This window comes from Streptomyces sp. NBC_00986, from assembly GCF_045162565.1.
GTDB lineage: Bacteria > Actinomycetota > Actinomycetes > Streptomycetales > Streptomycetaceae > Streptomyces.
Genome location: NZ_CP108733.1, coordinates 7,688,355 through 7,707,018, shown reverse-complemented (window position 1 = coordinate 7,707,018; position 18,664 = coordinate 7,688,355). Strand labels below are relative to the sequence as shown.

18 protein-coding genes are annotated in these 18,664 nt (G+C 70.0%); 8 read left to right on the top strand and 10 right to left on the bottom strand.

What is annotated here, in order from left to right; all coding sequences use genetic code 11:
• Positions 1 to 23 precede the first annotated feature (23 nt).
• Genes OG504_RS34480 through OG504_RS34470 form a run of 3 tightly spaced genes read right to left on the bottom strand, consistent with a single transcriptional unit; the run spans position 24 to position 2,588 of the window.
• On the bottom strand, positions 24 to 467 hold the full coding sequence (locus OG504_RS34480) for a hypothetical protein (RefSeq protein ID WP_405993298.1): 444 nt from the start codon (positions 465 to 467) through the stop codon (positions 24 to 26).
• A 25-nt stretch (positions 468 to 492) separates the two neighbouring features.
• Positions 493 to 1,098 (bottom strand): histidine phosphatase family protein, encoded by a 606-nt coding sequence (locus tag OG504_RS34475; protein ID WP_405993297.1) that lies wholly within the window; start codon positions 1,096 to 1,098, stop codon positions 493 to 495.
• Positions 1,095 to 2,588: an FGGY-family carbohydrate kinase gene (locus OG504_RS34470; protein WP_405993296.1), complete on the bottom strand. Its 1,494-nt coding sequence runs from the start codon at positions 2,586 to 2,588 to the stop codon at positions 1,095 to 1,097. Before OG504_RS34470 ends, OG504_RS34475 begins: the two co-directional genes overlap by 4 nt.
• Before the next feature lie 71 nt (positions 2,589 to 2,659).
• Here OG504_RS34470 and OG504_RS34465 point away from each other — a divergent pair, with 71 nt between their 5' ends.
• From OG504_RS34465 to OG504_RS34455, 3 genes are all read left to right on the top strand, one after another.
• A complete protein-coding gene (locus OG504_RS34465; RefSeq protein ID WP_405993295.1) occupies positions 2,660 to 3,700 on the top strand; it encodes a 2-hydroxyacid dehydrogenase in 1,041 nt (346 codons plus the stop codon).
• A 294-nt stretch (positions 3,701 to 3,994) separates the two neighbouring features.
• A complete protein-coding gene (locus OG504_RS34460) occupies positions 3,995 to 5,416 on the top strand; it encodes an FGGY family carbohydrate kinase (RefSeq protein ID WP_405993294.1) in 1,422 nt (473 codons plus the stop codon).
• Positions 5,417 to 5,482: 66 nt separating this feature from the next.
• Complete coding sequence (locus OG504_RS34455) at positions 5,483 to 5,716, top strand: hypothetical protein (protein WP_405993293.1); 234 nt, start codon at positions 5,483 to 5,485, stop codon at positions 5,714 to 5,716.
• 12 nt (positions 5,717 to 5,728) lie between these two features.
• On the opposite strand, the gene OG504_RS34450 is transcribed toward OG504_RS34455, so the two are convergent.
• Positions 5,729 to 6,382, bottom strand: coding sequence for a disulfide bond formation protein DsbA (locus tag OG504_RS34450; RefSeq protein WP_405993292.1), 654 nt, complete (start codon positions 6,380 to 6,382; stop codon positions 5,729 to 5,731).
• Between the two features lie 150 nt (positions 6,383 to 6,532).
• Here OG504_RS34450 and pepN point away from each other — a divergent pair, with 150 nt between their 5' ends.
• Together pepN and OG504_RS34440 are read left to right on the top strand one after the other, a co-directional pair.
• Positions 6,533 to 9,130 (top strand): aminopeptidase N, encoded by a 2,598-nt coding sequence (gene pepN / locus OG504_RS34445; RefSeq protein ID WP_405993291.1) that lies wholly within the window; start codon positions 6,533 to 6,535, stop codon positions 9,128 to 9,130.
• A gap of 206 nt (positions 9,131 to 9,336) precedes the next feature.
• Positions 9,337 to 10,374 carry a hypothetical protein gene (locus OG504_RS34440; RefSeq protein ID WP_405993290.1) on the top strand — a complete coding sequence of 346 codons (1,038 nt, stop codon included), beginning with the start codon at positions 9,337 to 9,339 and terminating at the stop codon, positions 10,372 to 10,374.
• A gap of 73 nt (positions 10,375 to 10,447) precedes the next feature.
• Here OG504_RS34440 and OG504_RS34435 read toward each other — a convergent pair whose 3' ends face one another.
• The gene (locus OG504_RS34435) at positions 10,448 to 11,662 is read right to left on the bottom strand and encodes a glycosyltransferase (RefSeq protein ID WP_405996509.1); all 1,215 of its coding nucleotides are present in this window, start codon (positions 11,660 to 11,662) and stop codon (positions 10,448 to 10,450) included.
• Between the two features lie 171 nt (positions 11,663 to 11,833).
• The gene (locus OG504_RS34430) at positions 11,834 to 12,283 is read right to left on the bottom strand and encodes an ATP-binding protein (protein WP_405993289.1); all 450 of its coding nucleotides are present in this window, start codon (positions 12,281 to 12,283) and stop codon (positions 11,834 to 11,836) included.
• Positions 12,284 to 12,384: 101 nt separating this feature from the next.
• On the opposite strand from OG504_RS34430, the gene OG504_RS34425 reads away from it, so the two are divergent.
• The 3 genes from OG504_RS34425 (at position 12,385) to OG504_RS34415 (ending at position 14,012) form a co-directional block, all read left to right on the top strand.
• Entirely contained in the window at positions 12,385 to 13,260 is an 876-nt protein-coding gene (locus OG504_RS34425) for a helix-turn-helix domain-containing protein (protein ID WP_405993288.1), read from the top strand.
• A gap of 75 nt (positions 13,261 to 13,335) precedes the next feature.
• Entirely contained in the window at positions 13,336 to 13,461 is a 126-nt protein-coding gene (locus OG504_RS34420; protein ID WP_405996508.1) for a DUF397 domain-containing protein, read from the top strand.
• A 59-nt stretch (positions 13,462 to 13,520) separates the two neighbouring features.
• Positions 13,521 to 14,012: a hypothetical protein gene (locus OG504_RS34415; protein WP_405993287.1), complete on the top strand. Its 492-nt coding sequence runs from the start codon at positions 13,521 to 13,523 to the stop codon at positions 14,010 to 14,012.
• On the opposite strand, the gene OG504_RS34410 is transcribed toward OG504_RS34415, so the two are convergent.
• The 4 genes from OG504_RS34410 to OG504_RS34395 all read right to left on the bottom strand — a co-directional run bounded on the left by OG504_RS34410 (position 13,951) and on the right by OG504_RS34395 (position 18,664).
• Positions 13,951 to 15,066 carry a serine hydrolase domain-containing protein gene (locus OG504_RS34410; RefSeq protein ID WP_405996507.1) on the bottom strand — a complete coding sequence of 372 codons (1,116 nt, stop codon included), beginning with the start codon at positions 15,064 to 15,066 and terminating at the stop codon, positions 13,951 to 13,953. The genes OG504_RS34415 and OG504_RS34410 overlap by 62 nt on opposite strands.
• Positions 15,067 to 15,185: 119 nt before the next feature.
• On the bottom strand, positions 15,186 to 16,958 hold the full coding sequence (locus OG504_RS34405; RefSeq protein ID WP_405993286.1) for a TIGR03767 family metallophosphoesterase: 1,773 nt from the start codon (positions 16,956 to 16,958) through the stop codon (positions 15,186 to 15,188).
• Positions 16,959 to 17,210: 252 nt separating this feature from the next.
• Positions 17,211 to 17,669, bottom strand: coding sequence for an NUDIX hydrolase (locus OG504_RS34400; protein WP_405993285.1), 459 nt, complete (start codon positions 17,667 to 17,669; stop codon positions 17,211 to 17,213).
• A 104-nt stretch (positions 17,670 to 17,773) separates the two neighbouring features.
• Positions 17,774 to 18,664 carry a pyridoxamine 5'-phosphate oxidase family protein gene (locus tag OG504_RS34395; RefSeq protein ID WP_405993284.1) on the bottom strand — a complete coding sequence of 297 codons (891 nt, stop codon included), beginning with the start codon at positions 18,662 to 18,664 and terminating at the stop codon, positions 17,774 to 17,776.

Sequence of the window (18,664 nt, the reverse complement as noted above, 5' to 3'; positions counted from 1 at the left end):
GACTCGCGGGGGTCTTCCTCATCTCACTTCGCCTCGAAGACGTGCCTCACGAGTTCCCGGTCCTTCTTGGGGAGCGCCAGGTCGAACGTGCCGTCGGCGGTGACGAGTTCGTAGCGCTCGAACTTCGGGCCCAACGGCAGCTTCACACCGGTGGGCTTGAGGGAGAAGGGCGGTCTCAGGCTCGCGGTCCGGTCTCCGCGCCGGTCTGTCCAGACCGGTTCCTCCCCCGGGGCCAGGCGCAGTTGTCCCGATCTGAGGCGCGCGATCTGCTTGCCCTTGCCGACCGAGGACACGGCTGCCCCGCCGATGCTCTTCGTGAACCCCGCGACAAGCAGCGCCTGCCCGTTCTCGAAGTCCTCGATGTCCTGCGCGGACGTACGCCGTCGGATCCACATCCAGCGCAGCAGCACGTCCACCCCGGTCAGCGTCCCCGCGGCACGCCGTGCCGCCCGCTTCTCCTGCCCCATCGTCCCCACCCTTTTCGGCCGTCGATTACACAGGCACGTTAAGCGAGAGGAACGCGGTCCCACCCGGCGCCATCCGAATCTCGGACACCGCCGCGTTGCGCAACTGCGGAAACACCCGCCGGTACTCGCCGAGCGGAATCCCCAGCAACCGGCACAGCACCAGGCGGAGGAGGGTGTTGTGGGCGACGATCAGGACTCGTTGGCCGGAGTGCGCGGCCGCGATGCGGTGCAGGGCCGCGGTGCCTCGTTCGGCGGCGGTCAAGGGGTCCTCGGACTCCGGGAACGGGTGCGCCACCGGGTCGGACCGGAAGGCCTCCGCCGCCTCGGGGTTCTCCGTCTCGAACTCCGTGAGCGTACGGCCCTCCACCACGCCGAAGTCGCATTCGCGCAGGGCGGGTTCGGTGTGGGGGGTGAGGTTCAGAGCGCGGGCGGCCGGGGCTGCCGTGAGGATCGCTCGGGACAACGAGGACGTCCAGATCGCGTCCACCGGGTGGGCTGCCGCCCAGCGGCCGAGGGCTTCCGCCTGGGCGAGGCCCGTGTCCGTCAGGGCGACGTCGCTGATGCCGGCGTAGCGGTTCTCGGCGTGCCAGACGGTCTGGCCGTGGCGGGCGAGGAGGAGGGTGGCGCTCATGAGTCGATCGTGTCCTGGTTCAGCCGGGTGCGGGTGTGGGTCGCGAGCGGGGCCGGTAGCCAGCCCCGGGTCTCCAGTTCGTCCACCAGGCGAGCGTACGGCTCGACGAAGCGGGCCGTGTGGGACGCGCGGGGTTCGAGGAGCGTGCGGATGCGGACCATGCCGTCGGCCACATCCGAGAGCGCCCTGCCAACCGGACCCGTTCCGTACGCCGCCAACACCGCCATCCCCAGCGCCGGTTCGATCTGTTCCGGTACCCGCGCCGGGCGGCCCAGGATGTCGACTCGGAGCTGGTTCCAGTACGCGCTGCGGGCCGCGCCGCCCGTGAAGGTGAGGGGGCCGTCTATCGGGGCGCCCAGGTGGTGCAGGTAGTCCAGGCACAGGCGCTCCGTGAACGCCACGCCCTGCAGCACCGCCGCCCAACTGTCCGCCTCCGACGCCGGAGTGCCGAGTGTGAAGGCGGTGGCATCGGGGGCCAGGAAGGGGAAGCGTTCGCCGGGTGAGGCCAAGGGGTACGTCAGCGCGCCCGACGGTTCGTAGGCCGCCGCCTGGCTGTCCAGCTCTGCCGGGTCCGCCACCGTCGGCAGTGCGCCCGCCCCCACACTCGACGCCCCTCCCGGTAGCCAACTGCCGTTCGGCGCGCGATGGTTGTAGACCACCCCGGCGTCGTCCCGGACGGGTTTCGCGGACGCTCCCTTGAGGACCAGGGTGGTGCCCAGTACCGAGTTCCAGGCGCCGGAGCGCAGCGCCCCCGACGCGATCTGGGCCGCGCAGCCGTCCGTCATCCCCGCGACGACCGGGGTGCCGGCGGCGATGCCGGTCGCTTCGGCGGCGGCCGAACAGACCTCGCCCAGCCGGGTGCCGGGGCGGACCACGTCCGGCAACACCTCGCCCAAGTGGGCCAGTTGGGGCGGCCAGGCTTCGCGCTCCGCGTCGTAGCCCGTCTTGAGGGCGTGACTGGAGTCGGTCGGGATCACCTCTCCCGTCAACCGCGCTGTGATCACGTCGGGTTGATGCGTCACTCGGACTGCCTGCCCCCTCCCCTCCCTCCCCTCCCTCCCCTCCCTCCCCTCCTTCCACCCGTACGTGTCCAGGAGCCACAACGCCTTCGGCAGCGCCCAGCTCGTCTGCATTCCGACCCGCGCCGCCTCCTCCACGGCGCGCCCGTCGTCGTACATCAACCCCGGTGTGAACGGGCGGCCTTGGGCATCCGTCAGCAGGACCGTCCCGGAGGTGCCGCACACCGCGAGGCCACCGATCGACCCAGCCCCCCGCCCCCTCAGCGAGGACATCGCAGCCCGGGACGCCGTGCACACCGCCTCCCACCACTCCCCCGGGTCCTGTTCGTGCCGTACGCCGTCCCGGTGGTTGGTCAGCGGGGCGGTGCCCGCGCCGAGGACCGTGCCGTCGGCCGTGACCAGCAGTGCGCGGACGCTCTGCGTGCCCAGGTCGATCCCCAGCCACGCTTCCGCTTCGCCCTCGAACATCATCCGGACCTCCCTCAGGGGTTACGCATTCGGCATTCCCCGTTCATCGTGGCGGAGAGGGAGGGAGCCCCACGATGACCGAGACCCTGCGTGTCGTCGCCGCCGGTGACCATTTCGTACTGCCTTCGCTGATCACCGCGGCCATCACCGAGGAACTGCGCGAACACCCCTTCAGCGTAAGAGAGTTGACGCTCGGCTGGCCTCTGGAACCCTTCGGATCCGTCGCCGAGGTGGAGGAAGCGAGCGATGCCGAGGACGAGGTGATCGAAACCCTGCGGAGCAGCGGCGGCCACGTGCTGGTCACTCAGATGGGCCCAGTCACCGAACGCGTACTGGATGCCTGTCCCGATCTGCGGCTGGTCGTCGTGTGCCGGGGCGGACCCGTCAACGTCAACCTGGACGCGGCGAAGACCCACGACGTACGGGTGTGCTTCGCGCCCGGCCGCAACGCCGCCGCGACCGCCGAGTTCACCGTCGGGATGATGCTCGCCGCGCTCCGCCGGATCCCGCAGGCCCATGAACTCCTTGCGGGGCAGGGCAGTTGGGAGGCGGGGGCGGCCTACTACACCTACGAGCACAGCGGGTTGGAGCTGGAGGATCTGCCGGTCGGGCTGGTCGGGTACGGGGCCGTCGGCAGCCGGGTCGCGCGGGTGCTCTGCGCCTTCGGGGCGCGCGTCATGGTGTACGACCCGTATGTGCACGGCGAGATCCACGGGCTGCGCGTCGCGACGCTGGACGAACTCCTCCGGCGTGCCCAAGTCATCACCCTGCACGCCCGGTTGACCCCCGAGACACGTGGTCTGATCGGCGCTCGCGAACTGGCACTGCTACGGCCCGGCGCGGTGGTGGTGAACGTGGCGCGGGGTCCGTTGCTGGACGAGGAGGCGTTGTGCGACGCGTTGGAGAGCGGACAGGTGTCGGCGGCCGCCCTCGACACCTACACGCGGGAGCCGTTGCCCGCCGGGGCACGCCTGTTCGGCTTCGCCGACCGGGTCACCCTCACCCCCCATCTCGGGGGTGCCTCCCGGGCCGTGGCCGAGAAGGCGGCGCGGATCGCGGCGGCGGAGGTGGGACGGTGGGCACGAGGTGAACGCTTGTCGCACCAACTCGGGTGAGCGCCCACCAAGTTCCACTGTCCCCACGTGGACGGCCGAGAGGGAGCCGTAGGGGCGCGCCGGTGTCGAGAGACCCAGCGCGCGGAGGCCCGAAGGGTCGAGCACGGTGGGTCTCTCGACACCGGCTCCCAGCGCCCCGCAGGCGACCGAACCAAAAGAGGTGCGCGCGGGGTGCGTTGACAGCACAGGCCCACCTACGCGACACCACTCAACACCGGCCCCCCTACGCGCCACCACCCAACACCGCCCCACCTCCACCCCACCCCACATCACCCACCCCCAGGAGGCCCCCACATGTACGTCGGAATCGATGTCGGCACGTCCACGGTGAAGGCCGCCGCCTTCGACGGATCGGGACGTGAACTCGCCGTGGCCGCACGGCCGGTGGAGCTGTCGATGCACGGCGGGTTCGTCGAGCAGGACATGGACGAGGTCTACGGCGCGGTCGTCGCCGTACTGGACGAACTCACGGCGGAGGTCGAGGGACCGTTCGAGCTGGCCGGGCTGACCGGGCAGGGCGACGGGGTGTGGCTGGTGGACGGCGAGGGGCGGCCGGTGCGGGCGGCGGCGTCCTGGATGGACGGGCGGGCGCATGAACTGCTCGATCAGTGGCTGGCGGACGGGACCTTCGAGACGGTGTTCCGGCGGACCGGAAGCGCGATGTTCCCCGGGTGTCCGGGGCCGCTGCTGGCCTGGCTCGCGGCCCACGAGCCCGCCGCGCTCGACGCTGCCGCCACCGCCCTGTACTGCAAGGACATGGTGTTCCAGCGGCTGACGGGGGCGCGGGCGACCACCGATGTCTCGGACGCGTCGATGCCGTTCCTGGACCCCCGGACGCGGTCGTACGACAACGGTGTCGTCGAGCTTCTCGGGCTGACCCGGCGGCGGAGGCTGCTGGCGCCGGTCAGCGATCCCGTCGCCACGGCCGAGACGCGTGGCGAGGGGCTGCCGGCGGGGACCCGGATCGCGAACGGGCCGTACGACCTGCCCGCCTGCGCGCTCGGTGCGGGGGTGACGGAACCGGGTGACGGGCTGCTCATCGTCGGGACCTGTCTCGCGAGTCTCGTCGCGACCACCGAGCTGGACCTGAGCGGTGAACCGGCCGGGCTGTACATCTCCCTCGACTGGCCGGGGCACTGGCTGCGGGCCATGCCGGCGATGGTCGGTACGGCGGCGCTGGACTGGGTGCTGTCGACGACCGGCGTCCGGCACGAGGAGGTGGACGGGCTGCTCGCGGCGACCCCGGCCGGGGCGAACGGGGTGCGGGTGCTGCCGTATTTCGCGCCGTCCGGTGAACGCGCGCCCTTCGTCGAGCCCCGGCTCCGCGCCGAACTCACCGGTGTCTCCCTGGAGTCGACGCCCGCCGACCTGATCCGCGCGACCTGCGAGGGCATCGGTTACGCGGCCCGGCACTGTCTGGAGGCTGCGGGGCTGACGGGGTCGCTCGCGGTGTGCGGTGGCGGTACGCGCAGCCCGGCCTGGATGCGGCTGCTCGCGGATGTGCTGGGGCGGCCGTTGCGGGTCGTCGAGGGGGAGGTGGGGGCGCGGGGCGCGGTGCTCGCCGCGGCGGAGCGCTACGGGGTTCCGCTGGACGCGGGGGTGTGGACGCGGCCGACCGAGATCGTGGAGCCGGATGCGGGGCGGGCCGCGTTCTACGCCAAGGGGTTCGAGGACCATCTGGCGCGGCTGGCGGCTGCGCGGCACCGGAGCCGGTGATTTCGGGGGCGGGCGCCCGCGATTCGCGGTGTACTACCGGCCTGGCCGTGTGGCGAGGAGGACTTCATGACGGTGCTTCGACGGTGGTGCCCGAACTGTCTCGGGTGGCAGGACTTCCAGATGATGGCCGCCGCCGAGAAGGCCGCCGTCCGTGCGGAGAAGGGGCCCCGGCACTACGTGGGCGATCTGTGGCGCTGCGCCGTCAAGGGCTGTGTGCGGTACCAGCCGGCGTACAACGCGCGGGGCGGCGGCGATCTCCCCGAGAAGTTCCGTGAGGAGAAGGCCGCCGCCCCGGAGTGAGCGCCGCCGTGCTTACACCAGGTTGCTGAAGTCCGGGCCCTTCGTGCGGGTGCGCTTCAGCTCGTAGAAACCGGGGACCGAGGCGACCGCGACGGTGCCGTCCCAGAGGCGGGCCGCTTCCTCGCCCTTGGGGGCGGGGGTGACGACCGGGCCGAAGAAGGCGATCTGCTCGCCGTCGGGGCCGGGGACGGCGATGACGGGGGTGCCGACGTCCTGCCCGACCTTGTCGATGCCCTCCTTGTGGGAGGCGCGCAGCTCGGCGTCGAACTCGAAGTCCTCCTGGTCCGCGTAGTCGATCAGGTCGGCGGGCAGGCCGACGTCCGCGAGCGCGCCGGCGACGGCCTCGACGGTCGGACCCTCGCCGTTGTTGTGGATGCGGGTGCCGAGCGCGGTGTAGAGCGGGCCCAGGATGTCCGAGCCGTGCTTCTGCCAGGCGGCGGTGACCACGCGGATCGGCTTCCACGCCTTGGTCGCGAGCAGCTCGCGGTACTCCTCGGGCAGCTCGTCGAGCCGGGGCTCGTTGAGCACCGCCAGGCTCATGATGTGCCAGTGGACCTCGATGTCCCGGACCTTCTCCACTTCCAGCACCCAGCGGGAGGTCATCCAGGCCCAGGGGCACAGGGGGTCGAACCAGAAGTCCACGGGGGTCTTGGCGGTCTCAGACATGACGCTCCTCGGAATACGGCCGTTTCCCCACGGCAACACCGCCCCTCCCCACCTCATTCCCGGGTACCTGCCGTCAGGGGCACATGGCAGGATCGGCCCTGACCGCATAGCGAACGCCGTTGATCGAACACCATCCGAGGGAGTGCCTCCGTGCCCGGTGAGAATCTGACCCGCGACGAGGCCCGTGAGCGGGCCGCCCTGCTGTCCGTCGACGGGTACGACGTGTCCCTCGACCTGCGTTCGGCGGTGGGTGACGACGCCGGGGAGGGGCCGCGGACCTTCCGGTCGGTGACCACGATCCGGTTCCGCTGCGCCGAGCCGGGTGCGGCGAGCTTCGCTGACCTGATCGCACCGGCTGTGACCGCCCTGTCGCTCAACGGCAAGGACCTCGACCCGGGCGCGGTCTTCGACGGCACGCGCATCCAGCTGGAGGACCTGGCCGCCGAGAACGAGCTGATCGTCGACGCGCGGTGCGCGTACTCCCGTACCGGCGAGGGCATGCACCGCTTCGTCGACCCCGAGGACGGCGAGGTCTACCTCTACACCCAGTACGAGCCGGCGGACTCGCGCCGGGTCTTCGCCAACTTCGAGCAGCCGGACCTCAAGGCGCCGTTCCGCGCCGAGGTGCGGGCCCCCGCGGGCTGGACGGTGTGGAGCAACGGCGTCGGCGAACTGACCGACGGCGTATGGAAGTTCGCGGAGACGAAGCCGATCTCGACGTACATCACTGCGTTCGCGGCGGGCCCGTACCACTACGTGACGGACTCCTACTCCCGCACCTTCGACGACGGTACGACGCTGGAGATCCCGCTCGGCGCGATGTGCCGCAAGGGTCTGGCGCCGTACTTCGACGCCGACGACGTCTTCCTGATCACCAAGCAGGGCCTGGACTTCTTCCACGAGCACTTCGACTACCCGTACCCCTTCGGGAAGTACGACCAGGCGTTCGTGCCGGAGTACAACCTCGGCGCGATGGAGAACCCGGGGCTCGTCACCTTCCGCGAGGAGTACATCTTCCGGGGGAAGGTGACGCAGGCGTCGTACTCGGGGCGGGCGAACACGATCCTGCACGAGATGGCGCACATGTGGTTCGGCGACCTCGTCACCATGGAGTGGTGGGACGACCTGTGGCTGAAGGAGTCCTTCGCCGACTTCATGGGCGTGTTCGCGAACGTCGGCGCGACCCGCTTCACCGACGCCTGGATCAGCTTCGCCAACCGCCGCAAGGCGTGGGCGTACCGCGCGGACCAGCTCCCCTCCACGCACCCGATCACCGCCGACATCCGCGACCTCCAGGACGCGAAGCTCAACTTCGACGGCATCACGTACGCCAAGGGGGCTTCCGTACTGAAGCAGTTGGTGGCGTACGTCGGCCAGGACGCGTTCCTGGAGGGCGCGCGCCGCTACTTCAAGCGGAACGCGTACGGCAACACGCGCCTCGGTGACCTGTTGTCGGTGCTGGAGGAGACGAGCGGGCGGGACATGGCGTCCTGGTCGCGGTCGTGGCTGCAGACGGCCGGGGTCAACTCCCTCACCCCGCAGGTGGTGTTGGACGTGGAGGGCGGCCGTATCGCCGAGCTGACGGTGCTTCAGGAGGCGGCGGAGTCGCACCCTGAACTGCGCCCGCACCGGGTGGTGATCGGCCTCTACCGGATGGAGGACAACCGTCTCGTGCGGTACGAGCGGGCCGAGGTGGACGTCGACGGCGCGCGGACGGTCGTGGTGGAGCTGGCCGGTGCGGACGCGCCGGAGCTGGTGCTCGTGAACGACGAGGACCTCACGTACGCCAAGACCCGTTTCGACGCTGTGTCGTTGGCGACCCTGCGCGACCATCTCGGCGCGCTCACCGACCCGATGGCGCGGGCGCTGTGCTGGTCGGCGCTGTGGAACATGACGCGGGACGCGTTGCTGCTCGCGCCCGACTTCATCGACCTGGTGATGCAGTTCGGGCGCCGGGAGACCGACATCGGTGTCCTGCAGATGCTGCACGCCTGGGCGAACTCGGCGCTGGTCAACTACTCGCCGCCGTGGTGGCGCGAGACCGGCGCGAAGCTCCTGGCGCACATCGCGCTGCGGGATCTGCGGGACGCGGAGCCGGGCAGCGAGCAGCAGCTGGCGTGGGCGCGTTTCTACGCGTCGGTGGCGTCGGCGCCGGAGGAACTGGCTCTGCTGCACGCCCTGTTGGAGGGTACGGAGAAGATCGAGGGCCTGGCCGTCGACCAGGAGCTGCGCTGGGCGTTCCTGGAGCCGCTGACCGCGCACGGTGCCGCCGACGAGGCCGTCGTGGCCGCCGAACTGGCCCGCGACGACACCGCGTCCGGCAAGCGCCACCAGGTCCGCTGTCTCGCCGCCCGTCCCTCGGCCGCCGTCAAGGCGCAGGCGTGGGCGCAGGTCGTGGAGTCGGACGCGCTGTCCAACGCGCTCGTCGAGGCGACCATCGCGGGGTTCGCGCAGCCGTCGCAGCGGGAGTTGCTCGCGCCGTACACGGAGAAGTACTTCGCGGCGATCGAGCGGGTGTGGTCGGAGCGGTCGATCCAGATCGGCGTGGACGTGGTGCGGGGGCTGTTCCCGTCGTACCCGGCCGCCGAGGACGCGCAGGCGACGCTGGACGCGACGGACGCGTGGCTGACGTCCCACGAGGGGGCGGCGCCGGCGCTGCGGAGGCTGGTGCTGGAGTCGCGGGACGACCTGGCGCGGGCACTGCGGGCGCAGGCGGCGGACAACGAGGGGCGGGGCGCTCAGGGCTGACCTTTGGCCTGCGATTGGCCTCTCCGTCACCGTTACTGAATACAGGTAATCCACCCCGTAACCCCTGGTCCACCCCATCCGGACCAGGGGTTTTCGGCGCCTACTCGGCATCCGAACGCCTGTCCTTTAGTGCCATGTTGTCCGGATTTGTCGACGGGCGTGTAACAGCGGTTAGGGACCGGATCCGGCGCGGGAAACCCCGTTGCATGAACCACAACACCCCGCTCTCCCCCCGCCCCCTCAGCCACCTCACCGAGGTGCACCGCCGCGTGCTGACGACGGCACAGCTCCGGGCCCACGGCGTCCCGGCCGCCGAGGTGAACGAGCAGTGCCGTCCCGACGGGCCGTGGCAGCAACTCCTCCCCGGCGTCGTCCTGTTGCACTCCGGCCCGCCGACCGGCGAGGAGCGGCTGCACGCGGTGCTGATGTACGCGGCGCGGGAGCGGACGGCGGGGGTTCCGGTCCAGCCCGGCGCGGAGGGCCCGCACCGCCCGACGTACACGGAGACGATGGTCACGGGCCTGGCGGCACTGACCCTGCACGGCTTCACGTCGGCGCCGGAACTGGCCTCCCTGAAGCAGATCGACGTCCTGGTCCCGCGGATGCGCCGACTGCGCTCGACGGGCGGCGCGCGGATCGTCCGTACGGCCTCGCTCCCCACCCCTCAGCAGGTGAAGGGCGTACCGGTGGCCCCGGTGCCGCGGGCCCTCGCGGACGCGGTGGCCGAGTTGTCGGACGCGAACGCGGTACGCGGACTGCTCACCGAGGCGGTACGCGGCGGGCACTGCGAACCGGCCGCGGTGGTACGGGAGTTGAACAGCGCCAAGCTGCTGAGCCGCCCGCACGTGGTGGACGCGGTGGACTCGCTGCTGGCCGAGGGCCGCGCGATCGCGGAGGACCGCCTCTACCGGATGGTGAGCGAGCACGGCCTCCCCGACCCGGTGTGGAACGTCGACCTGCGCCTGCCCGGCGGCCCGCACCTGGGCGGCCTGGACGCGTACTGGCCGGAGCAGGCGGTGGCCGTGGAACTGGACACCCGCGCCCCGCGCCAGGACGAGGACGCCCTGTGGTCGGAGTACGCCCGCAAGCGCGAAACCCTGGAGCGGCTGGGCATCACGGTCGTCCACATCACCCCGAAGAAGCTCCGGGACGGGATGGAGCAACAGGCGGCGGTGGTCCGTACGGCGCTCATGGCGTCGGCGGACCGCGATCCGGCCGCGTATGTCGTGGTGCTGCCCCGGTAGTGACGGACCGGGGCGGGATCAGGAGGGGAGAGGAGGGGCCACCGGGGGTCGGTGGCCCCTCCTCATGTCTGTCCTACAGGGGCTCGGGCAGCGGCGGCGGGGTGGCACTGGTCGTCGTGTGGCCCGCGTGGAGGCCGTCGATGAGGGCGGCGTAGGAGGCGATCATGCGCGTACGGCTGAAGCGTTCGCGGCTGCGGGCGTGGGCCTTGGCGAACTCCGCGCGGCCGATGACCGCCTCGGTCCAGGCCGACGCGACGGCGTCCGGGTCGGGGGGTGTGACGATGCCGTGCCCGGCGACGATGGAGGCGCTGTCGCCGATGTCGGTGGCGACGGGTACGGCGCCGCACATCATGCCTTCGATGAGGCAGAGGGGTGCGGCCTCGCCGAAGGACGACGTCAGCGCGACCACGTCCGACCCTGCGTAGACGGTCTCCATGTCCCGCCGTACGCCGAGGAGATGGAGCCGGTCGGCGAGCTGTTCTCTGTCCCCTCCGAAGGCGGTGTCGATGTCGGCGGAGAGGGCGGGCTGGTCGTCCGTCATGCCCGTGCCGCACATGAGGACGTGGCCGGCGGGTTCGCGCCGTAGCCACTCGTGGGCGGCGCGGAGGAAGAGCGGGATGTTCTTCATGGTGGCGTAGCGGGCGGCGAAGACTACGACGGGTGCGGTGTCCGGGATGCCGAGGGAGGCACGGAGGGCGAGCCGCCGGGCGGGGTCGGGCCGGAAGCGGAACAGGTCCACGCCGTTGGGGATGACGTGGAGGACCTCGGGCGGGATGCCGGCGGCCTGGTAGGCGTCGCGGGTGGATTCCGCGCAGCAGACGGCGGCGACGACCTTGCCGTCGGCGATGGCGGTCTTCAGTTCGTCGAGGGCGGGGCCCTGATGTTCGGGGTCCGAACGGTGCAGGCTCACGACGACGGGGCGGCGGGGCAGGCCCGCCTGGTTGAGCAGGGAGAGCGGCTGCTCCTTGAGCGACAGGACGACGTCGGCGTCCGCGAGGGCGCGGGCCGCGTCGGCGAGCTCGGGTCCGGTGAATCCGCCGGTGACGGTCCCGTCCGGGTCCCGGTCGCCGCCGAAGCTGCGGCCGAGGGTCGAGACGCCGACGCCGGCCGCGGTCAGTTGCTGGTAGCAGGCGTCGTTCTCCATGGCCTGCCGGGTTGCTTCTCGATGAACCTCGCCGTGGATGCTGAGCACCGTATGGTGCTGGCCGCCCTCCACCAGTCCCAGAACGACGTCGCTGTGGACGATGCGGGCTCCTCCGGAGAAGAACCCCTCGTAGACCGACAGCACGTGCAGTTCGTGTCTAGCGCGCACACGACCACCCGCCTTGCATATGAATCGAGCCATCCCCGTGAACAGCGGGTTAGCCGTTATGAGGCGGCACGGACATTTCGTCCGAATGAACTCGGTGTCTCGTGTCTGGGTCCGGTTGGTTATCCGGGGGTCAATTGGTACGGGGGCCTACGGCGAGCTGGACGCGAACCGTCTTTCCGATGTCTCCGCGCAGAAACCAATCAAGGGATTCGGAGAGCGCGGAGACGACGAGAAGCCCGCGGCCGTTCTCTGCTCCGGGGCTTTCCTGACCACGGGGAACACCGGGGTCGGGTCCGACACGTCGATCGTCAGCGCGGCGTTCTCTTCGTCTACGGCGACTCGTAGCCAGACCTCGCGTCCGGGGACCTTGCCGTGCCGTACGGCGTTGGCGACGAGCTCGGAGGTGACGAGGACGGCGTCTTCGATGTCGCCGGGCCAGTTCCAGAGGGTGAGGCGGCGGCGGGTGTGGGTGCGGGCGAGGCGGACGCTGCGGGGGGCATGGGGTAGCTCATGGACCAGTCGGGGGTGAGGAGGGTGGGGGCATGGAGGGTTCCCTTCGGGTGGGGGGTGCCCGACCACCGTGGCGAGACTGCGCATCGAGCTGCAATCGAAACTCCTCAGAAATTTCAGGGAAGTCGGAATTGGACTATGCCCGGATCTGCACAAGTACCTGCACGGCTTGCACGGGGACGGTGCACATGGCGGCAAAGCGCGGGCGGACCGGTCAGCGACTCGAACTTGGCCTTCAGCTACGTCAGTTACGTGAAGGCTGCGGTCTCGGTGACCGCGGGGGCGGCCTCACTCGGAAGCAGGCGGTGCAAGGACTGCGCGTCTCCGAGGCAACCCTGCTGAGGATCGAGACCGGCGCCCTGAACTTCCGAAACGTCGGCGATCCGAGGAAGCTGCTGGACAAGTACGGCGTCACCGATGAGGAGATCATCGAGTCGCTGACCAACCTCAACCGGGAGTCGGGGCAACGGGATTGGCTGACCCAGTTCCCCATGCCCACCGGGATGCCGACGTTCGTAGGGCTTGAGCCGGAGGCGCGCAGTATGAGGGCGTACCACCCGACCCTGGTGTACGGCCTGTTGCAGACCGAGGCCTATGCACGCGCGCTCCTCGAAGCGCACAAACCGGTCGAGGAGAACACCGCCGAATTCGTGCGCAGTAGCGTGGAGTTGCGGATGAGACGCCAGGAAGTGCTCACCAGGGAAGACCCGGTCAAACTTCGCGTCATCCTCGGCGAGGCCGCCCTGCGCTACCCGGTGGGAGGTGCCGAAGTGCAGCGCGACCAGTTCGAAAAGCTCGTGACGATGTCGTCCTGGGACCACATCGCCATCCAGATCCTGCCGTTCAGATCCGGCTACCGCTCGACCAACGACTTCGCGATCCTCGACCTCGGCGACGACCTCCCACCGAGAGTCCAGATCGACAGCGCCTGGGGCGCGACCCACACCTCGGACAAGCGCCGTGAAGTCGACCGCTTCATCCGCCGGTTCGACGCCATGACAGCATCGGCACTGCCGCCCGAAGACACCCCCGACTTCCTGCACCGACTGGAAAGGGAGTTCTAGCACCATGAACCCCGAGATCGCCCCGAACACGCCTGGTTCAAGTCCTCGTACAGCGACGGCACGGGCCAAAACTGCATCGAAGCCGCCCACCTCACCCCCACCGGGATAGCGGTCCGCGACTCCAAGAACCCCGCCGGACCCGCCCTGCTCCTCCCCGCGTCCGCCTGGACCCCCTTCATCACGCACGTCCAACGGCGCTGACCCGACCTCAACTCCCGCGTATCCAGCAGCCGTTCCTCCGCGCAACGTAACGTCGGCGCATGGGGTTCATGTTCGCGATCTTCGGTCCGCCTGTGATCACCGTCTTTCTCTTTGCCGTCGGAGCGGTTCCGTACGGGTTGTGGGTGACCAGGAAGAAGCCCTCGTGGCTGGCCCGTTGGGCGGTGATCGGGGGTGCGGCCGCGGTCATCGCCTACGGGGCCGGGACCGGCTACGGGCTCGCCTTCACGCATCCGCTCGATCTGTGTGCGGACAGGACCGGTGACGGCTTGTACATGGACATCGGGCGGGACTTCACCCTCACATCCGTGAGCCGGGGCAGCTTTCCGCTGTCCGTCACATGCCACTGGAACAGCGGGTACAACACCGAGATCGTCTGGTTCTGGGCCACGCCCCTGTGGTACGCGGGGCTGGCCTGCTGCCTCGGCTGTTCCGGCATGCTGCTCGTCAATCGGTACGAGCGCGGAGGCTTCACTCTCCGCAGAACTCCCCCACCACCACCGCCCCCGCATCCCCCGACCAGTCCCCGTTGAAGTTGAACGCCAGCGAATGGCGGCCGTCCGGCGTTGTCACCACCGCCGACGACGAGCCGTGGATGCCGCCGTCGTGGCCCCAGATGTGGATGCCGCAGGGGAGGGTGATGTCGGAGATGCCCAGGCCGTAGCGCGTGGTCGGGCTGTCGCCCGCCGGTACCGTCGTCTTCATCTCGTTCAGTTGCTTCGGCGGGAGGAGTTTCCCGCCCAGCAGGGCGCTGTAGAAGCGGTCCAGGTCGGCGGAGTCGGAGATCATCTCGCCTGCCGAGGAGGCCAGGGACGGGTTCAGGTTCGTGACGTCGTACGTCGGGCCCGTCGTCTCCTCCGCCAGTTTGCTGTAGGCGCGGCTACTGGGCTGCGGGACCATGACCCTCGTGCCCGGGAGTGAAGTCGCCTTCAGCTTCAGGGGGTTGATGATGCGGTTGCGGATCTCCGTCGCGTACGAGTGGCCCGTGACCTTCTGGATCACCATGCCGGCCAGGACGTAGTTCGTGTTGGAGTAGTTCCACGACGTGCCCGGTGCGAAGTCCGGCTTGTGGGACATGGCGATCGCCACCAGGTCGGCCGGGGTCCTCGTGTCGTAACGGTGCTGAAAGAAGCCGTCCTTGAGGAAGTACGTGCGGCCGAAGTCGTCGTCCGCCGTGTAGTTGAAGATGCCGCTGGTGTGGTTCATGAGCTGGCGGACGGTGACCTTGCCGCCGTCGTTGCCGTTGCCCTCGACCACGCCCGGCAGCCACTTCGCCACCTTGTCGTCCAGTGACAGGCGTCCCTCCGCCTCCAGTTGGAGCAGCACCGTCGACACGAACGTCTTGGTGATGCTGCCGATCCGGTAGCGGTCGTCGGCCGAACGCGGCGCCCCGGTACGGAGGTTGCCGACTCCGGCCGTCGCCGACCAGGCGGTGCCGCCGTCCCGCACGGTGGCCGTGACGCCGGGTACGCCGTCCTTCACGGCCGCCTTGATCGCCTGCCGGGTCGCCGCGTGGTCCCCTCCGGCGGGCGCCGCCGTCGCGGGACCCGCCAGCGCCACCGACAGCGCCACCGCCGTCGCACCCATCACTGCCGCACGAACTGCCATGCCTTCCCCCTCTGTTGAGCCCGGTTCAGCCCGGTCGAGGGGATGGACACAGTCGTCCGGTGCGAAGGTTGCCCGGATGTACGCCAGTTGAGTGAGTTTCAGCCCTTCTTGAGGAGCAGCTCCGTGTTGCGGTCCCTCGCTGCGCCGCCCAACACCGTGCTGGAACCAGGTGCGTTGTACGACAGTTCGCGGTACAGGGCGCCGAGGCCGGTCTGGGTGAGGTCGGAGAAGTCGGTGCGGTGCGGGGCCGCGGACTCGATCAGCGTGGTGAAGAGGGACAGCGTGCCGTCCTTGTTGTCCACCAGCTCGATGACACGGGCGAGTTGGGGATAGTCGACGTGCGAGGCCGTCGAGATCTCCCAGAAGCTGCGGCCGTCGGGCGCCGAGTGCGGGGTGATGACGTTGCGGTGGATGTGGCCGTTGACCCAGGCCAGCACGTTCGGGTGGCTGCCGAGGAGGGCGATGACCGCCGAGCCCTCGTAACGGCGCTCGGTGGGGTGCGCCGGGTCGGGGCGGGTGTTGTCCATCGTCTTGCTGGTGTGGTGGCTGAAGATCACCGCGTACGAGTCCTTGTTGTCGCGCAGTGTCTTGTCGAGCCACCTCAACTGCGTTGCTCCGATGGACCCTTCGTAGTGGCCGCCCGCGTCAGTGGTGTCGAGGCTGATGCCGATCACGTCGTCGGCGATCCGGAACGCGTAGTACTGCGTGCCCGCGTCGACGTTCGCCGAGGAGTAGCCGTGGCCGACCGGGCCGAGGCCCTGGTAGGCCGGGTCCAGGTGGGCCTTGAGGTACTCGGCGGAGGTGTACGGCGCACGGTTCTCGTCCGGCGTGATCGAGCGCGCGGAGCGGGCGTGGGCCTTGAGGAAGTCGCGGTAGCCGGTGCCCTTGGGGTCCTTGGCGTCGCGGATCGAGTTCTGCAGCTTCTTCGCCTCGGCCGCCGTCGCGGTCATCAACTTCTTGCCACCGATGGCGAGTTCGGTGAGGTACGGGTCCGCGTGGGAGCCGAAGCAGCCGAGCGGCAGCGCGTCGTGGTTGCCGACCGTCGAGTACCAGGGCAGGTTGAGGCCGGGGCTGCGGACCTCGCGGATCGCGGCGGCCAGGAAGCCCTTGAGGTGCGGGAAGCCGACCTGCTTGTCACCGTCGCGCAGGGTGGAGTCGGGCTGCCAGTACAGCTTGAGGCCGCTGTTCATGACGCCCTCGTAGCGGCGCGGGTCACCGGTGTTGGGGGTGAACCGCCCGCCGCTCATGATCTTCATGAACCATTCCAGCTCGGACTTCGCGTTGTTGTCCGTGTTGTCGCCGGTGGTCATCACGAAGTGCAGCGGGGAGCCGGTCACCGGGGCGCCGCGCAGTGCGTTGACCCGCTCGACCAGCGAGATCCCGCCCTGCACGGTCAGCGCCTCGTGCGGGCGCCACGCGTGCTTGTCGGTGGAGCGCAAGTACTCGAGACGCAGCGGGTGTTGAGTGTCCATCAGGTGCAGGTCGGTGAACTGCACGAACGACGCGAGTGCCGTACGGCGGCCCTCGCGCCCGGACTTGGCGTCGGCGAGGTCGCCGCGCACCACGCGCTTCCAGCCGGCGCCGTCGCCGAGGCGGCGGTAGCCGGAGCCGGTGCGCGGGGCGGCGACCGTGGCGAGGGTGGTGCCCTTGGTGTACGGGGTGAGGGGGGCGGCCGGTGCCACGCGGGAGTGCGCGACGGGCGCCTCGGCGGCGGCGTTGGCGGCATCGGCGGTGGCTGTGGCGGCCTGGCTGTCGGTGGGCCGTAGGGCGTACCCGACGCCTGCGGAGACGGACACGGCCGCGGTGGCGGCGAGGACGGTACGGCGGTTGACCCCCAGCGCGGAGCTGGCGACAGAGCGTGTGCGCGACATGGCGCGATCTCCCCGAGTACGAACTGCGTCGGCAGTGGTCGCGGGCGTTCGCGGCGATCGGTTTTCGATCGCGGTCGCGAACTTCCCGCTCGTACTGGATGCTTGGCATCGGGGATGACCTGCGCGTAAACGAGACGGCAACGCGTAGCGCCGATCACCGTACGTCGATCTTGAAGACCCCTGTGCGTTCGTGAACGCTCGTCGAGCCGCCGGGAGGCGGCTACTCCGTGTTCATCTGCCGGGGTACTGAAGCTATTCCGGGACCCGTTCGACCCGTCCTACGGCCGGCCTCTCGCGCCACAGCCTGAGCGCCACGTCGATCAACCCGACCCGGGTGAGCCCGGACACGTCGTCCAGCGGATGCCATGCGGCCATGTCGGTGGAGCCGCCGATCTCGTTGCGCAGCTCCCCGCCGACGACCCTGGCCTCGTAGACGAGCCGGAGGCCGTGCTGGTCCACCTTGCGGCGGTAGCTCCACGGGATGACGTGGTGGATGGAGTCCATGCCGAGGAAGCCGGTGACCTCGACGTGGTAGCCGGTCTCCTCTTCCAGCTCCCGTACGACCGTGTCGTTCGGGTGCTCGCCGTGGTCCATGCCGCCGCCGGGGAGCACCCACTCGTGGCCTCCGCGCTCGGCCGGTGACCGGGCGAGGAGGAGGTGGCCGTCCCTGACGCAGACGGCGTAGGCGGCAACCCTCAGCTTTTGGCGCATCCGGAGACGTTAAGTGCTCTGTCGGAAGGGCCGCAATGTGAATTCGTTCGGCTTTCGTGCCGTCGTGGCTGGTCGCGCAGTTCCCCGCGCCCCTGACGGGGCGCTTAGCGAGCCGGGGTTGGGTTGGCAGGGGAGTATTCGGGGGCGGACCATCGGAGTGGGAGTGCTGCGGGGGTCTCCACTACCTCGGTCAGAGTGAAACGCACCCTGCGCTTTCCCTCACCGTCGAACTCCGTCCTTGCCTCGCCGGTGAGTTGGAGTGTTGTACCCGTCGTCCAGTCGATGAAGAGGAGTCCTGCGCGGGGGTCGGTGTGGAGGTTGCCGAGGCTGAGGAACATGGCGTTGCCCGTGTAGTCCGGCCAGGTCAGTTCGTGGGGTGAAGTCGCTTGTACGAAGCCGGGGTTGCCGCCCCGGTGGCTGGCGTCGGCGCCGTGCTCGTGGACGGTGGCGAGGAAGAAGGTGTCGGCCGCCGCGATGAACTCGGCCTGCGTGGACGTCAGTTGGATGTCGCGCCTCGGCTGTGCGGGTTCGCGGTCGGCGACCGTCTCGTAGGACTCCCTCCGTTGGATGTACTTGGGGCAGTTGGCGAACACTCGCTCCGCCTCGATCGCCAAACCCCGTGCCGTGCGCCGGAGTTGGCCGTCCACACGCATACGGCGGCGGGTGCGGGGGTCGAGGGCGATCGTGCCGACCGGGAGGTCGTGGGCGTCGGCCAGGGCCGGGGTGAGGGGGTCGGTGGGGCGGGTGGTGCCGGTGATCGAGATCTGGTGCGGGCCCGTCGCGCGGACGAAGCCGGGGGTGCCGGTGAGCGGGGAGGCCCATACCCGGCCCGTCGCGGGATCGGCGGCGCCCAGGATCAGGAGCGGCTGGAGTTCGAGGAAGGCGGCGGCCACCGGTTTGATGCCCTGGCCGATGATCTGGCCGACGTGGTCGGCGAGTTCACGCACCCCGACCCGGTCCTGCACGGCGCGGGAGCCCTCGTGATAGGCGCCCAT

Bases quoted from the DNA above. Each gene is read 5' to 3' on its own strand.
- OG504_RS34475 (WP_405993297.1), bottom strand. From the start codon at position 1,098: ATGAGCGCCACCCTCCTCCTCGCCCGCCACGGCCAGACCGTCTGGCAC.
- OG504_RS34455 (WP_405993293.1), top strand. From the start codon at position 5,483: ATGACGGTGCTTCGACGGTGGTGCCCGAACTGTCTCGGGTGGCAGGAC.
- OG504_RS34450 (WP_405993292.1), bottom strand. From the start codon at position 6,382: ATGTCTGAGACCGCCAAGACCCCCGTGGACTTCTGGTTCGACCCCCTG.
- OG504_RS34470 (WP_405993296.1), bottom strand. From the start codon at position 2,588: ATGATGTTCGAGGGCGAAGCGGAAGCGTGGCTGGGGATCGACCTGGGC.
- OG504_RS34410 (WP_405996507.1), bottom strand. From the start codon at position 15,066: ATGGGTGCGACGGCGGTGGCGCTGTCGGTGGCGCTGGCGGGTCCCGCG.
- OG504_RS34440 (WP_405993290.1), top strand. From the start codon at position 9,337: ATGAACCACAACACCCCGCTCTCCCCCCGCCCCCTCAGCCACCTCACC.
- OG504_RS34465 (WP_405993295.1), top strand. From the start codon at position 2,660: ATGACCGAGACCCTGCGTGTCGTCGCCGCCGGTGACCATTTCGTACTG.
- OG504_RS34395 (WP_405993284.1), bottom strand. From the start codon at position 18,664: ATGGGCGCCTATCACGAGGGCTCCCGCGCCGTGCAGGACCGGGTCGGG.
- OG504_RS34430 (WP_405993289.1), bottom strand. From the start codon at position 12,283: ATGCGCAGTCTCGCCACGGTGGTCGGGCACCCCCCACCCGAAGGGAAC.
- OG504_RS34415 (WP_405993287.1), top strand. From the start codon at position 13,521: ATGGGGTTCATGTTCGCGATCTTCGGTCCGCCTGTGATCACCGTCTTT.
- OG504_RS34460 (WP_405993294.1), top strand. From the start codon at position 3,995: ATGTACGTCGGAATCGATGTCGGCACGTCCACGGTGAAGGCCGCCGCC.
- OG504_RS34400 (WP_405993285.1), bottom strand. From the start codon at position 17,669: ATGCGCCAAAAGCTGAGGGTTGCCGCCTACGCCGTCTGCGTCAGGGAC.
- OG504_RS34405 (WP_405993286.1), bottom strand. From the start codon at position 16,958: ATGTCGCGCACACGCTCTGTCGCCAGCTCCGCGCTGGGGGTCAACCGC.
- OG504_RS34425 (WP_405993288.1), top strand. From the start codon at position 12,385: ATGGCGGCAAAGCGCGGGCGGACCGGTCAGCGACTCGAACTTGGCCTT.
- OG504_RS34480 (WP_405993298.1), bottom strand. From the start codon at position 467: ATGGGGCAGGAGAAGCGGGCGGCACGGCGTGCCGCGGGGACGCTGACC.